Here is a 13,571-nt window from a genome sequence, read left to right as displayed (position 1 = left end):
TGTCATATGTCCATGGCTACACGATTTTTTACAGATTTTTCACAAAGGCTTTTCAAATAGCTGTATAATTAGTGACCTCCTTGAAAAAAATAACTACATTAGTGAATGTTAATTTAAGTTTCTGATAATCAGCTATTTGAATATAAATAATTTATTTTTATTATGCTATTCTAACTTAAATTATTAATTGAATTGAGTCATTTTGTTTAATAATTACAGCGAATTAACCAAAATACAGATTATGAAAAAGTTATTTTTACCGATGGTATTAGTCTTATTTTCTTTCAACTTTTGCACTGTTGAGAGTAATGATACCATATCAAATCAAGAAACAAGTGCGATACAATCGAATTATCAGGGAAAGTGGATTGTTAAAGAGTATTCGATACCAAGGCTGGGAGAACAATTTTTACCAGCTGATGGTAAGGGCTGGTATATTCAGTTTAATGAAGATCAGACATTTTCAACTTCTGCACCTAATGGAACATTTTCCGGAACTTACGAATTTAGAGATGGCGCCTTTCACTGTACGACAAGTGAAGGAGTTGTGTCTAAATTAGTTATTAAAGGGACAGATGGAAATAAAGTGATCATAGATAATCTTTCTGGTACAGGAGTTAAATTCTGTACTTTTAAGGTGCTGAAAGAATAATAAGATTGTTAAGGGCTACTCATTTTTCAGTGATATTGCCCGTGATAAAAATATCAAAGAACACAAACTATTTACTTTAAAAATGGCTCAATTAAGAATAAACTGTGTAATGCAGTTTATTTTTTTTAACGATACTGTTAAATAATTCATAATTCGTATTGAGGAGTCAATATTTATTTTGAGTTTTATTAAATTGCCGCTCATTTTTGATACTCATGAAGAAGCATAATTTTGTCCTTTTTTTAGCTGCTTTTGCATTTTTGTTTTCCTGTAAGAATAAATCCGAAACTAAAGAAGCTGTAGCAGAAAATACTACTAACCTACCCAACTACGGAAATGTGGACCTGAGCAAGGTTTTTACAAAAGCAGATGATCAATTGCCTAATAAAGCTTCTCTGGTACAATATATTGATCAGTATTATAAAAAAGTATGGGATGCCGGTGACTTAAGTGGTGGAATACTTGTTGCTAAAGGAGATGACATTCTATATGAAAATTACAGAGGTTTTGGAAGAGAAGGAAATCAAATGCCTATTGATAAAAATACACCTCTTCATGTTGCTTCTGTTTCAAAGACGATGACGGCGATGGCGATGATGAAGTTAATTGAGGCAGGAAAAATAAAATTGTCTGATCATTTAACACAATATTTCCCGGGATTTCCTTATCCGAATGTAACCGTTCAGAACTTGTTATCACAGAGAAGCGGTTTACCCAAATACGAATATTTTATTACTAAAATTCAACCGGCTCCCGTTGAGCTTTCCAAAACATTCATGACCAATCAGGATGTATTGAATATGATCATCAAATATAAACCTGAACTGGCAAGAGACACAGATACTGGTTTTATGTATTGCAATACAAATTTTGCTTTATTGGCATTGCTGATTGAGAAGATTACAAAAACTCCGTTTCCTCAGGCCATGAAGGAAATGGTATTTGATCCTCTTAAAATGAAAAATACCTATATCTTCCAGGAGAAAGATATACCTACCGCTGCACAGTCTTTTTATTACGGACGAGGTAAGCTATATCCTTTGGACAGACTTGACCTTATTTACGGAGACAAGAATGTATATACTACTCCAAGGGATCTTTTTAATTTTTCAAAAGCAATGTTTTCCAAGGATTTCTTAAAGCCGGAACTTATGCAGATGGTTTTTACACCTTACAGTAATGAAAAAGCCGGAATGAATAATTACGGATTAGGTTTCCGGATGAAGATTTTTGATAACGGAGAGAAGCTTACCTATCACAACGGATGGTGGCATGGAACGAATTCTGTTTTTGCCCATTTGTTAAATTCAAAGGTGACCATTGTTGCCATTGGAAACAAATATTCAAACAGGGTGTATACAGCATTGGCATTATCCGGATTATTTGAAGATTTTCCTGCGCAAAAAGATAAGCTGCATAGTGTCATGAACGATAATCAGGATTCTTTAAAAAATGGACATGAAGTTTTTGGAGAATAATGTTTACTTTTGCTTAAACATATTCATGAAAAGACTTTTTCTACTATTCATTATTGGTTTTCTTGTACAGTCCTGTGCAAGAGTAGGTTCTCCGGTAGGAGGTCCTAAAGATACGCTGGCTCCAAAGTTTTTAAGCTCAAATATAGATACAACCAGAGTCAATGTTCGAAGAGATGTTAAAGAACTTCGTATCGATTTTGATGAATATGTAACGCTGAAAGATATCAACAAAAATTTAATTATCTCTCCGCCTATTAAAAAAATCAAGCGGATCTTACCTTCGAATATTGCCAATAAATATCTTTTGATCCAGTGGGAAGATACCTTACAGGCCAATACCACTTATAATTTTAATTTTGGAAATTCTATAGTAGATAATAATGAGTCTAACACACTTCGTTATTTCAACTTTGCTTTTTCTACGGGTGAGAAACTGGATGATCTTTATATCAGTGGTGATGTAAGAGATGCAATATCCTTTAAAAAGGAAACAAGCACAGAAAATAAAATGGTTGTAGGTTTGTACAAGGTTCAGGATACCATGAATTATAAACAAAAACCTTACTATATCACAAAGGTAGATGACGATGGCTATTATGAGCTTAATTATTTGTCGCCGGGGAAATACAAGATCATTGCCTTTGAAGATGAAAATGGTAATTCCATGTATGATCCCGGAAAAGAAAAAGTAGGATTCCAGAAAGAGCCTATCGACTTTGAAAAATCCATTTCGGGATTGAACTTAAAGGTATATCCATCGAGAAAACCATTGAAGTATGTAGAGATGAAGGAAACACCGGGAGGTATCACGATGACGTTTGAAGGAAAGCCGGATAATGTACAGGTTCTTTCTATTAACGATAAGCTTCAGGATATAAAAGTAACCCACAGACCTAAATCGGATTCTGTTAAGATATGGTTTGACGCGGTGAAAAGCAATGTAGGACAGACGACTACTGAAAATTTGAAGTTTAGTTATGATGCTGATAATAAAAAGGATACGGTTTCTGTCTTTTATAAATACAATGCGAAAAACGGAATGACCCTTGACAACAATGACGGATCTCTTTTACCTCCTAAAACAGATTTCAGGATTACTTCCAATTACATCATTGATAAAATAAATACGGATAAATGGGTATTGAAAAGTGATAGTTTAACAACACAGAACTTCACGGCAAAAATTTCCGAAACCAATCCGTATCAGATCCTGATTCAATCCGATTTTGTTCCGGGAAAAAAATATCAGCTGGTTGTTCCTAAAACAACTGTTCTGTCATTCTATGATAAAAACCCAACATCAAAGCGGTTTGACTTTGAAGCAGACAAGGTAGAAAACTACGGCAGTCTTGCATTCAAGCTCCAAAATGCCCCCGCTTCGAATTATTGGCTTCAGCTATTGGATACATCTGAAAAAGTGGTTTACCAGAAATATACAAAGGGGGACGCTGTTAAATTCGATATTCTGAAACCCGGAGATTATGTTGTGAGGATTCTGGTTGACAACAATGATAATAAATATTGGGATGAAGCAGACTTTCAAAACGACGTGTTTGCGGAAGACTCTTATATTTTCTATAAAGCTGTTGTTGTAAGACCTTTATGGGACAGCAATGAAGATTGGGATTTAAAGGATACAAGAGTGCTGGATACAAAAGGATTAAATATTCCTAAACCGGTTGTTGAAAAGCCTGTTGAAAAGGATAATCCTGCACTTAAGTCCGGTAATTCCGTATTGCAACCTGTGAGATAGAGAACGTATGAAAACGATAAAGAAGATTGTATTCTGGAGCCTGGTTGTTTTTGCACTCATTCAGTTTATCCCTATAGACAGGACCAATATGCCCGTTGATCATAAGGTAAATTTTGTAGATGCAAAACAAACACCCGAAAAGATCACTAAACTTATAAAAGGAGCTTGCTATGACTGTCATTCCAACGAAACGGTATATCCTAAGTATTCTTATATAGCGCCTATATCATGGTCTATAAAAAGCCATGTTAATGATGGAAGAGAGCATCTGAACTTTTCGATCTGGCAAACTTACAATTCAGATTTGAAGATAAGTATGCTTAACAGTATTATTCCAACACTTCAAAGCAGGACAATGCCGATGCCCGGATATATTGTGTATCATAAGGAGGCTAATTTATCTGAAGCAGAGCGAAAACTGCTGATCAATTATTTCGAGGAAATGCTGAAATCCAAAACTTACTGATACGCTGGTTTGTAGCGTCGTAAAATAATAATAGCAGAGCTTTGGCCCTGCTATCAATATTTTAAATTGTGTAATTATAGATTGTTTAAATATTGCTTAAAAAATATTTTCTGAGAATCAAAAGCAATATCCTCCAGTTTAATATCTTTTAGTGGAATCCACTGTGCTTCCGATATTTCGGATAATTCAATGTTAACTTCGAATTTTTTATCCACGCGGTATTCATAAAATAAATCGATCGTATTGTAGTCGATCTCTTTATATTGATAGATATTAGGTAGGCTGGTAAGGTATTTTAAATTTGAAATATCGATATTCAGCTGTAGCTCTTCAAAAAGTTCTCTTTTACAGGTTTCTTCTGCACTTTCTTTCGGGTCAACAAAACCACCTGCTAGGTCCAGCTTTCCTTTCTTAGGATTCCGGTTTCTTCTTGTCAGGTAAATTTCATCACCATATCTTATAACAACGGCTACAGCTCCTGCTACATTGTTATATAACGTGAAATTGCATAGAGGGCAGCTCCATTTTTTTTCGCCATCCCAGTGTAGAGATTCTTTGCCACAGTTTGGACAATATTTCAATAATTTCATTAAGCAATATTAATATTTCGGGGATGGTAATTTAAAATGACATCCCGTAGTTCTTCGGTTTTTAAATGAGTATAAATTTCAGTTGTCGTAATGCTTGAATGACCAAGCATTTCCTGAATATATCTTAAGTCAGCTCCGTTTTGTAGTAAATGTGTAGCAAATGAATGTCTGAAGGTATGTGGGGATATTTTTTTACTTACACCGGCTTTATCCGTGAGTTCTTTAATAATAAGAAATACAATCACTCTGGACATGGAAGTTCCTCTGCTGTTCAGGAATAATGAATCTTCATATTTCTTGTTGATCTTGTTTTTAGAACGCACCTCTTTGATGTAACTGTTCAATAATTCAGCAGTGTAATCGGCCAAAGGAACGAAACGGGTTTTATTTCCCTTCCCGTTCACCTTAATGTAATTTTCTTTAAAATTAATGTTTGAAATTTTCAGATCAATAAGTTCTGATACCCGAAGTCCACAACCATAAAGTACTTCTACAATACACTGATTTCTTCTTCCCAGATCCGAGTTCACTTCAATGGCTCCGATAATCTTGTTGATATCCATAAGGCTTAGTGTATCGGGAAGGTATAATCCCAATTTAGGGCCTTCAAGCAATGCTGCCGGATTATCCTCACGGGCCTCATCCTCCAGAAGGAACTTGAAAAAAGCCTTGATAGAAGATATCCATCTGGCCTGCGACCGCTCACTGAATTTTTGTTTGGAAAGATTGAAGATATACTCCTGTAAATTATCGTATCCGATCACATCCGGTCCGATGTTGTCGAGGTCTTCCTCAGCGTACTCCTTTAATTTTTTAATGTCTCTAACATAAGCGTCTAGAGTGTTTTCTGAAAAATTTCTTTCGAAACGAAGAAAGATTTCAAAATCTTTAATTTTTTCATCCCAAGTCATTTGTGTTATTTTTTTAGTTCACAATCAGAAATTTGTTCTATTTCAATATTATGGTTTTTAAGGAATGATATCCCATCGTCATCCGAATACTCATTGATATATACCAGTCTTGTAATCCCAGCCTGTAAAATTAGCTTGCTGCACTCTTTACATGGAGAAAGCGTTAAATACAGCGTTGCTCCTTTTGCAGATTGGGTAGAAGCAGCTAATTTTAATATAGCATTTGCTTCTGCATGTAATACGTACCAATGTGTTTTTCCCTCTGCATCTTCACAACAATTCTCGAATCCCGAAGGAGTTCCGTTATAACCATCTGAAATAATCATCCTATCTTTTACGATAAGAGCTCCTACTTGTTTTCTTTTACAGTAGGAAAGTTTTGCCCATTCCTGAGCCATTTTTAGATAAGCTTTATCAAACTTATTCATACCGCAGCATTTTTTTTTTTCGAAATAATTTGTAAAAATAATCTTAGAAGTTAGGCTTTCTTTTTTCCAGAAAAGCACTTACTCCTTCTTGTTTATCAGCTAGTTCAAAAAGCTCGCCAAAATACTTAATCTCAGTATCAAAGCCTTTATCCGTATCCGATAAATTCACTGCATGAATAGCCTTGGAAATTGCCATGGGTGAATTGAAGGCAATAACGTTTGCTAGTTCCTTTGTTTTGGTTAATAAGTCTTCAATAGGATATACTTCGTTCACTAATCCGATTTCTTTGGCTCTTTGAGCGGGAATCATTTTGGCTGAGAAGATCATTTCGTTGGCAATACCTTTTCCGACAAGCTTAGGAAGCCTTTGCGTTCCTCCGTAACCAGGAATCAGTCCTAAGGTTACTTCCGGAAGTCCTAATTTAGCATTTTCCGAAGCATATCTGATATGGCATGCCATAGCAAGCTCTAAACCTCCACCTAAAGCAAAGCCATTGACTGCTGCAATGACTGGTTTAGAGAGATTTTCTATTTTATTAAAAAGAGAATTTTGACCGTTTTTTGCCAATTCTTCAGCCCTTTCCTGTCCGAAATCACTGAATTCTTTGATGTCTGCTCCTGCAACGAAAGATTTCTCACCACTTCCTGTAAGAATAATCACCCTGCAAGACTTGTCCAAATCCAGGTCGTCTAAAGCTGAACTTATTTCCTGGATGGTTTTAGCGTTTAGTGCATTGAGACTTTCAGGTCTGTTTATTGTAATAATAGCTAATTTATCTTCTTTTTTTAATAATATATTTTCGTAACTCATTTTTCCACTTTAAATACTAACCCTTGCAAATTATCATTTTTTTACAAAAAAAAGGAAAAAAAGTTGATATTTTTTCCTTTTTTGTTGAAATATTATTTTGTTTGCTTATTTGATGTGATTCATCATATTGCTATCGATATTGATATTTAGCTGTGATGCTACTTTCATGCCAAGTTCAATATTCGCTCTGAAAAAATGACACAGCTGACGATTTATGATTTCATCTCTCTTTGGTCCGTCAATCCCCTTCATGCTTCCCACAATATTATGGACAAGGCGTTCCCGGTCTTCAGTATTCATTGCTTTTGTATAAAGCAGCCCGGGTTGTGTATAATGATCATCATCATTTTCATTTCTGTTGTAGAAAGCTACATGAGCGCTATCAAGTTCATAATCATAACCTTTATAAGAAGGATCCGGCTTGATGTCATCAAAGCTGTTAGGATGGTAGTTAGGCTTATCAGCATATTCACTGGAGTCAGCCATAAAACCATCTCTCTGGTAATTGTTGGTAGCAAAAGGGCAACGGTTCACTTCCAGCTGATGAGCATTTACTCCTACTCTGTATCTGTGAGCATCGGGATATGAGAATAATCTTCCCTGAAGCATTTTATCCGGAGAAAAACTAATTCCATTGATCAGATTGCTAGGGGAAAATGTGGATTGTTCTACATGTGCAAAATAATTAACAGGTACTTCATTCAGTTCCATTTCTCCAACCTCAATTAGAGGGAAGTCATTCTGGAACCAAACCTTGGTTACATCAAAAGGATTCCATCTGAAATCTTTTGCCTGCTCTTCAGTCATTACCTGGATATATAAGGTCCATTTCGGGAAATCACCATTTTCTATAGCATTGCAAAGATCCTCCTGGGCAAAGTCTGGATTTTCACCAGCCATCTTTACGGCTTCCTCATTGTTGAAGTTTTTAATTCCCTGTTTTGTTTTGAAATGGAATTTAACCCAAACTCTTTCATTGTTTGCATTGATCATAGAGAAGGTATGGGATCCGAAACCGTGCATATGCCTGTAACCATGAGGCGTACCCCTGTCGGACATTAAGATCAGAACCTGATGAAGGGATTCAGGATTCAGGCTCCAGAAATCCCACATCATTGTGGCACTCTTTAAATTTGTTTTCGGCACTCTTTTTTGAGTATGAATAAAATCAGGGAATTTTTTGGCATCTTTAATAAAAAACACAGGAGTATTATTACCTACAAGATCCCAGTTTCCGTCTTCAGTATAAAATTTTAATGCAAAACCTCTCGGGTCTCTTGCGGTATCTGCGCTTCCTTTCTCACCACCTACGGTAGAAAACCTTGCAAACATTCTGCAGGAGTTTCCCACCTTCGAAAATAATTTTGCTTTGGTATATTTACTAATATCGTGTGTTACGGTAAATGTTCCATAAGCGCCGCTTCCTTTTGCATGAACAATTCTTTCGGGAATTCTTTCTCTTACGAAATGGGCAAGGTTTTCCTGAAGAATAAAGTCCTGCAATAGGACAGGACCTCTGGGACCTACCGTCTGAGAATCCTGATGCTCAAAGTACGGAGCACCGCTGCTTAATGTTAATTTTTTAGAATCCATATAGTTAAGATTTTGATTTATTTGTTGTGTTTTTGGATGTAAGAATTATCAAATTTACTTGAATTTTTAATTGCTTATAGCAAAAACATCATATCTTTGTAATAGATAATATTAATCAGATGAACATTCAGCAATTGGAGTATCTTATCGCTGTAGATAAGTACAAACATTTTGGGAAAGCAGCTCAAGCATGCTTCATTACGCAACCTACACTAAGTGCGATGATACAGAAATTTGAGGATGAACTGGATGTAAAGGTGTTCGACAGGACTACGCACCCGATCCGTACCACAGATGTAGGGCTTCAGATCATTGATCAGGCGAAGGTGATTATAGAATCTGTCAATGAGCTGAGAAATAAAGCAAACCTGCTTAATAACATTTTAGGAGGAACAATTAACCTGGGAATTATTCCTACAGTATCTTCCTTTATTTTACCTACAGAAATTTTTAAATTCCTTGATGAGAATCCTAAAATTCAGATGAACGTGAAGGAAATGACAACAGACAGTATTATCAAGGCTTTAAAGGCTGGGGAACTGGATGCTGGAATTATTTCAACTCCGTATGATACGGCGGATGAATTCTATCAGGATTTTCTGTTCAATGAAGAGCTGATGATCTACAGCTCTGATACACAAGCTAATAAAAAGAATTCCTATATTATTCCTGAGGAGCTTAATGTTGAAAAAGTATGGCTTCTGGAAGAAGGGAACTGTTTGAGAAATCAGTTTGAAAACATTTGTCATCTGAAAGAAAATACACTCAAGCCAAAAAATCTCGACTTCCTTGCTTCCAATATCCAGACACTGGTTCATATGGTTGATAAGGTAGGAGGAATAAGTATTCTGCCGGAATTGGCTTTAAGCCAGCTTTCTGAAGAGCAGAAAGGTAAAGTTTTCAGATTTAAGAAGCCTTTCCCTTACAGGGAAATAAGCATCATTTATTACAAACCGACTTTCAAACAAAAGATTATTGACGAATTGTCTTCTTCAATCCAGTCTTCTTTAAAAGAAAGACTTAATTATAATGAAAGTCCAAAAGATTTCGTAAGCATAAAACCACAATAGTTTTTTATACTCAATCGGGATAAATCGCTTGTTTCAAGAAATTTATAATTATTTCTTAAAAGTTTTGGCTATTGAAAAATAGTCCTTAACTTTGCCCCTGTTTACAAACGAGGAAAAATTTGACCTGATTGCAACCTCTATAAAAAAAAGCTAAAACAGTATTCTTTTTGAGCTTTCCATGCAATTATTCACGTTATTCCTCATATTTTTAATCTAATAAAACAAAGAATAATATGTCTTATTTATTTACATCTGAATCCGTTTCAGAAGGGCATCCTGATAAAATTGCGGATCAGATTTCTGACGCTTTGATTGATCATTTTCTAGCATACGATAAATCCTCAAAAGTAGCGTGTGAAACACTTGTTACTACCGGACAGGTAGTATTGGCAGGAGAGGTTAAGTCGGATGCTTATCTTGATGTTCAGACCATTGCCAGAGAAGTAATCAATGGAATAGGTTATACAAAAGGAGAGTATATGTTCAATGGAGACTCTTGCGGGGTAATCTCTGCGATCCATGAGCAATCACCGGATATCAATCAGGGGGTTGATAGAAAAGTAGCAGATGAGACTTTTGAAAGCAAGGCTAATGCACAAGGTGCAGGAGACCAGGGAATGATGTTTGGTTATGCTACTAATGAGACCGCTAATTATATGCCTTTGGCGCTTGACCTTGCACATACTATTCTAAAAGAGCTTTCTGCAGTAAGAAGAGAAAATAAAGAAATTACTTATTTACGTCCTGATGCGAAAAGCCAGGTGACTATTGAATATTCTGACGATCATAAACCGGTAAGAATTGACTCTATCGTGGTATCTACTCAACATGATGACTTTGGAGCCGAAGAAGAAATGTTGAACAAGATCCGTGAGGATATCAAAAATATCCTGATCCCAAGAGTAGTGGCTCAACAGCCGGAGGAAATCAAAGCTTTATTCAACGATCAGATCAAATATCACATCAATCCTACCGGGAAATTTGTAATCGGTGGTCCTCATGGTGATACCGGTCTTACAGGTAGAAAGATCATTGTGGATACATACGGTGGAAAAGGAGCTCACGGAGGTGGGGCATTTTCCGGAAAAGACCCTTCAAAAGTAGACAGAAGTGCTGCTTACGCAACAAGGCATATTGCTAAAAACCTTGTAGCTGCAGGTGTTGCAGATGAAGTATTGGTGCAGGTTTCTTATGCAATTGGTGTTGCTGAGCCTTGTGGTCTGTATATCAACACATATGGGACTTCAAAAGTAGATCTTCATGATGGGGAAATTGCGAAGAAAGTTTCTGCAATTTTCGATCTGAGACCTTACGCAATTGAAGAAAATCTGAAATTAAGAAACCCTATTTATCAGGAAACAGCTTCTTACGGACATATGGGTAAAGAACACTACATTGCTGATAAAACGTTTAATAAAGGTCATAAAAATGAGCTTACGCTTAAAGACCTGGAATTCTTCACCTGGGAGAAATTAGACAAAGTAGAAGAGATTAAAACAGCATTTGGTATTTAATTTTTTCTTTAAGATATTTATACTGCTTTATCTTTAACAAGATAAGGCAGTTTTTTTTAATTTTACACCTTAAATAAATAAAAAGATGATGAATTTCCGATGGGTAATAACGGTTGTATCCATATTTTTTTTATCCACCTACGCAAGTGCACAATATACCATGCACAAAATGATTAGTGTTGGATATACATATCAAAACCAAAGCTTCGGAGAATTGGGTGGAAAATTACTTTTCCTTAAGAATGACGATGTTATTTACAGATTAGGAGCTTCCGCATTAATGGGTTCCACTAATTCTAAATTTGCCATCATGCCCAAAATTCAGGCAGATGTCTTGCTTAATTTTGAAAAAAATGTAGATTTTTATCACTCTTATTATTTTTTAGCAGGAGTTGAAGGGACCAATAAATATATTGCACCCAAAGTAGGGGTTACTTTATTCGGGCTGTTGGATTTAACTGCAGGGTATGCTTTTCCCTTTGGAGACGCTGAATTGAACGGAAAACAGCTAAAAGGAGTGAATGTAAATTTTACATTAAATATCCCAACTGTCTTCATTCATGATATGTTTAAGTGATTTTTTTTAAAAATTTTTTCTAAATATTAATAATAGGTTAACAGTTATTAAAATTTTATTATATTTACATCCATAAATAAACGAACTGCTTATTGATTGGACTTTACTCTGAAAAACTGTTTTGTATTTACAGCTAAAACCAGATAAAATATCTGGAAGAAAAACTGTCGGCAAATATATATTATATTGAGAAGAAAGTCATGAAATCAAAATCGGATTGCGTATTAATTTCCCTTTACCAAAAAGGAGACGAAGGAGCTTTATCAACTCTTATTCATCGTCATCAGAGAGAATTGTTTACATTCATTTTTTACAAAATTAATGATGAAGACCTAGCTAATGATGTTTTCCAGGATACATTCATGAAAATCATCGTGATGTTGAAAGAAGGACGTTATAACGAAGAAGGAAAATTTATTCTTTGGGCTAAAAGAATTGCCTATAATCTTATTATTGACCATTTCAGATTGAAATCGAAAAATATCAAGGTTTCGGAAACAACTTTTGAAACTGACGAATATTCTATTTTCGATTTAATCAGAGAGCCTTCAGAAAATATTGAAGATCAATTAGTGACTAATCAGATTCAGGAAGATTTATTGCGAATGCTGCAATACCTGCCTCAGAATCAGCAAGAGGTTATTAAGTTAAGATTTTTTGATGGGTTGAGCTTTAAAGAGATTGCAGATCACACGGATATGAGCATTAACACTACATTGGGACGTGTAAGGTATGCGCTGATCAACCTGAGAAAAATCATGGAAGAGAATAATATTATCCTTACCAGATAATAATTATAAAAAATTCCCGTTTTAAGGATAAACATGTTTCGCCTATGAAAAAAAATGATTCCTTAAAAGTGAAAACTTTGAAACCAAAAAAACAAACTGTTGATTTTCTACTCAACTTTTCAAAAAATCTTGGAATAGTAAAAATCAAAGATAAAAATTATTCGATCTCTAAAAATTAAAGTATTAATTTTGTGCTGTATGAAAATTCAGCACATTTTTTTTGACCTGGACAATACGCTTTGGGATCATCGCAAGAACGCTTACCTTACCATCAGGGATCTTTTCGAAAAGCAGGAAATAACACTCAAATACAATATAGATTTCGAGGAATTTCATGAAGTGTATCATGAAATCAATGAGAGCTTATGGGAAAAAATCAGAGACGGCATAATAGGTAAAGAATATTTAAGAAAACACCGTTTTCTTAATACTTTTAAACATTTTGGAGTTGAAGATGAGCAGTTGTCAGATTATTTTGAAGAACACTTTCTGGATAAAATTCTTAATCACAATGAACTGGTAGAGGGAGCTTTGTATGTTCTTGATTATCTAAAATCAAAAGAATATACAATGCACATTATTTCCAATGGCTTTAAGGAAGTCACGGAAAGAAAATGTATACTTTCAGGGATTGATCATTATTTTAATACGATCACCAGTGCTGATGCAGTGGGGGTGAGGAAACCTAATCCTGAAATTTTTGAGTATTCTTTAGGTCGTGCACACGCGAATAAGGAAGAAAGTATCTTGATAGGGGATGATTGGATTGCAGATGCGGTAGGAGCCATGAATTTTGGAATGGATGTTATTTTCTTTGATGTCCTGAACGAAAACCGGACAGAAGAAAATGTAAAGACCATTAAGCATCTTCTTCAAATCAAAGAATATCTTTAAAATTTGCTGCTTACATTTTTTTCCTAATTCTTTCCTAAATTAA

Annotated in this window: 14 protein-coding genes; 9 read left to right on the top strand and 5 right to left on the bottom strand. The window is 35.2% G+C overall.

The window, feature by feature from the left end:
- The first annotated feature begins 241 nt into the window (after positions 1 to 241).
- From MTQ00_RS14570 to MTQ00_RS14555, 4 genes are all read left to right on the top strand, one after another.
- Complete coding sequence (locus MTQ00_RS14570) at positions 242 to 652, top strand: hypothetical protein (protein WP_273649975.1); 411 nt, start codon at positions 242 to 244, stop codon at positions 650 to 652.
- Between the two features lie 215 nt (positions 653 to 867).
- Complete coding sequence (locus MTQ00_RS14565; RefSeq protein ID WP_273649973.1) at positions 868 to 2,130, top strand: serine hydrolase domain-containing protein; 1,263 nt, start codon at positions 868 to 870, stop codon at positions 2,128 to 2,130.
- 25 nt (positions 2,131 to 2,155) lie between these two features.
- The gene (locus MTQ00_RS14560; protein WP_273649971.1) at positions 2,156 to 3,883 is read left to right on the top strand and encodes an Ig-like domain-containing protein; all 1,728 of its coding nucleotides are present in this window, start codon (positions 2,156 to 2,158) and stop codon (positions 3,881 to 3,883) included.
- A gap of 7 nt (positions 3,884 to 3,890) precedes the next feature.
- The gene (locus MTQ00_RS14555) at positions 3,891 to 4,349 is read left to right on the top strand and encodes a heme-binding domain-containing protein (protein WP_172281198.1); all 459 of its coding nucleotides are present in this window, start codon (positions 3,891 to 3,893) and stop codon (positions 4,347 to 4,349) included.
- 74 nt (positions 4,350 to 4,423) lie between these two features.
- Here MTQ00_RS14555 and MTQ00_RS14550 read toward each other — a convergent pair whose 3' ends face one another.
- From MTQ00_RS14550 to MTQ00_RS14530, 5 genes are all read right to left on the bottom strand, one after another.
- A complete protein-coding gene (locus MTQ00_RS14550) occupies positions 4,424 to 4,939 on the bottom strand; it encodes an NUDIX hydrolase (RefSeq protein WP_273649969.1) in 516 nt (171 codons plus the stop codon).
- Positions 4,939 to 5,850 (bottom strand): site-specific tyrosine recombinase XerD, encoded by a 912-nt coding sequence (gene xerD, locus MTQ00_RS14545; protein WP_172281194.1) that lies wholly within the window; start codon positions 5,848 to 5,850, stop codon positions 4,939 to 4,941. Before xerD ends, MTQ00_RS14550 begins: the two co-directional genes overlap by 1 nt.
- Before the next feature lie 5 nt (positions 5,851 to 5,855).
- On the bottom strand, positions 5,856 to 6,278 hold the full coding sequence (locus MTQ00_RS14540; RefSeq protein WP_172281192.1) for a deoxycytidylate deaminase: 423 nt from the start codon (positions 6,276 to 6,278) through the stop codon (positions 5,856 to 5,858).
- Between the two features lie 43 nt (positions 6,279 to 6,321).
- Positions 6,322 to 7,089 carry an enoyl-CoA hydratase-related protein gene (locus MTQ00_RS14535; RefSeq protein ID WP_273649966.1) on the bottom strand — a complete coding sequence of 256 codons (768 nt, stop codon included), beginning with the start codon at positions 7,087 to 7,089 and terminating at the stop codon, positions 6,322 to 6,324.
- A gap of 105 nt (positions 7,090 to 7,194) precedes the next feature.
- Positions 7,195 to 8,682 carry a catalase gene (locus MTQ00_RS14530; protein WP_172281188.1) on the bottom strand — a complete coding sequence of 496 codons (1,488 nt, stop codon included), beginning with the start codon at positions 8,680 to 8,682 and terminating at the stop codon, positions 7,195 to 7,197.
- 119 nt (positions 8,683 to 8,801) lie between these two features.
- Between MTQ00_RS14530 and MTQ00_RS14525 the strand changes: the two genes are divergently transcribed.
- The 5 genes from MTQ00_RS14525 (at position 8,802) to MTQ00_RS14505 (ending at position 13,528) form a co-directional block, all read left to right on the top strand.
- Positions 8,802 to 9,752 (top strand): LysR substrate-binding domain-containing protein, encoded by a 951-nt coding sequence (locus MTQ00_RS14525; RefSeq protein ID WP_172281186.1) that lies wholly within the window; start codon positions 8,802 to 8,804, stop codon positions 9,750 to 9,752.
- A gap of 233 nt (positions 9,753 to 9,985) precedes the next feature.
- Positions 9,986 to 11,266, top strand: a complete 1,281-nt coding sequence (metK, locus tag MTQ00_RS14520) for a methionine adenosyltransferase (RefSeq protein ID WP_273649962.1) — start codon at positions 9,986 to 9,988, stop codon at positions 11,264 to 11,266.
- Positions 11,267 to 11,351: 85 nt separating this feature from the next.
- The gene (locus MTQ00_RS14515; protein WP_373428012.1) at positions 11,352 to 11,843 is read left to right on the top strand and encodes a hypothetical protein; all 492 of its coding nucleotides are present in this window, start codon (positions 11,352 to 11,354) and stop codon (positions 11,841 to 11,843) included.
- A 200-nt stretch (positions 11,844 to 12,043) separates the two neighbouring features.
- A complete protein-coding gene (locus MTQ00_RS14510) occupies positions 12,044 to 12,634 on the top strand; it encodes an RNA polymerase sigma factor (protein ID WP_089028087.1) in 591 nt (196 codons plus the stop codon).
- Between the two features lie 198 nt (positions 12,635 to 12,832).
- Entirely contained in the window at positions 12,833 to 13,528 is a 696-nt protein-coding gene (locus MTQ00_RS14505) for a YjjG family noncanonical pyrimidine nucleotidase (protein ID WP_273649959.1), read from the top strand.
- Positions 13,529 to 13,571 lie beyond the last annotated feature (43 nt).

This window comes from Chryseobacterium sp. B21-037 (assembly GCF_028570785.1).
GTDB lineage: Bacteria > Bacteroidota > Bacteroidia > Flavobacteriales > Weeksellaceae > Chryseobacterium > Chryseobacterium proteolyticum.
This window is presented reverse-complemented; position numbering and strand designations above follow the sequence as displayed.

Coding starts and splice junctions, on each gene's coding strand:
- MTQ00_RS14570 (WP_273649975.1), top strand. CDS start 242: ATGAAAAAGTTATTTTTACCGATGGTATTAGTCTTATTTTCTTTCAAC.
- MTQ00_RS14565 (WP_273649973.1), top strand. CDS start 868: ATGAAGAAGCATAATTTTGTCCTTTTTTTAGCTGCTTTTGCATTTTTG.
- MTQ00_RS14560 (WP_273649971.1), top strand. CDS start 2,156: ATGAAAAGACTTTTTCTACTATTCATTATTGGTTTTCTTGTACAGTCC.
- MTQ00_RS14555 (WP_172281198.1), top strand. CDS start 3,891: ATGAAAACGATAAAGAAGATTGTATTCTGGAGCCTGGTTGTTTTTGCA.
- MTQ00_RS14550 (WP_273649969.1), bottom strand. CDS start 4,939: ATGAAATTATTGAAATATTGTCCAAACTGTGGCAAAGAATCTCTACAC.
- xerD (WP_172281194.1), bottom strand. CDS start 5,850: ATGACTTGGGATGAAAAAATTAAAGATTTTGAAATCTTTCTTCGTTTC.
- MTQ00_RS14540 (WP_172281192.1), bottom strand. CDS start 6,278: ATGAATAAGTTTGATAAAGCTTATCTAAAAATGGCTCAGGAATGGGCA.
- MTQ00_RS14535 (WP_273649966.1), bottom strand. CDS start 7,089: ATGAGTTACGAAAATATATTATTAAAAAAAGAAGATAAATTAGCTATT.
- MTQ00_RS14530 (WP_172281188.1), bottom strand. CDS start 8,682: ATGGATTCTAAAAAATTAACATTAAGCAGCGGTGCTCCGTACTTTGAG.
- MTQ00_RS14525 (WP_172281186.1), top strand. CDS start 8,802: ATGAACATTCAGCAATTGGAGTATCTTATCGCTGTAGATAAGTACAAA.
- metK (WP_273649962.1), top strand. CDS start 9,986: ATGTCTTATTTATTTACATCTGAATCCGTTTCAGAAGGGCATCCTGAT.
- MTQ00_RS14515 (WP_373428012.1), top strand. CDS start 11,352: ATGATGAATTTCCGATGGGTAATAACGGTTGTATCCATATTTTTTTTA.
- MTQ00_RS14510 (WP_089028087.1), top strand. CDS start 12,044: ATGAAATCAAAATCGGATTGCGTATTAATTTCCCTTTACCAAAAAGGA.
- MTQ00_RS14505 (WP_273649959.1), top strand. CDS start 12,833: ATGAAAATTCAGCACATTTTTTTTGACCTGGACAATACGCTTTGGGAT.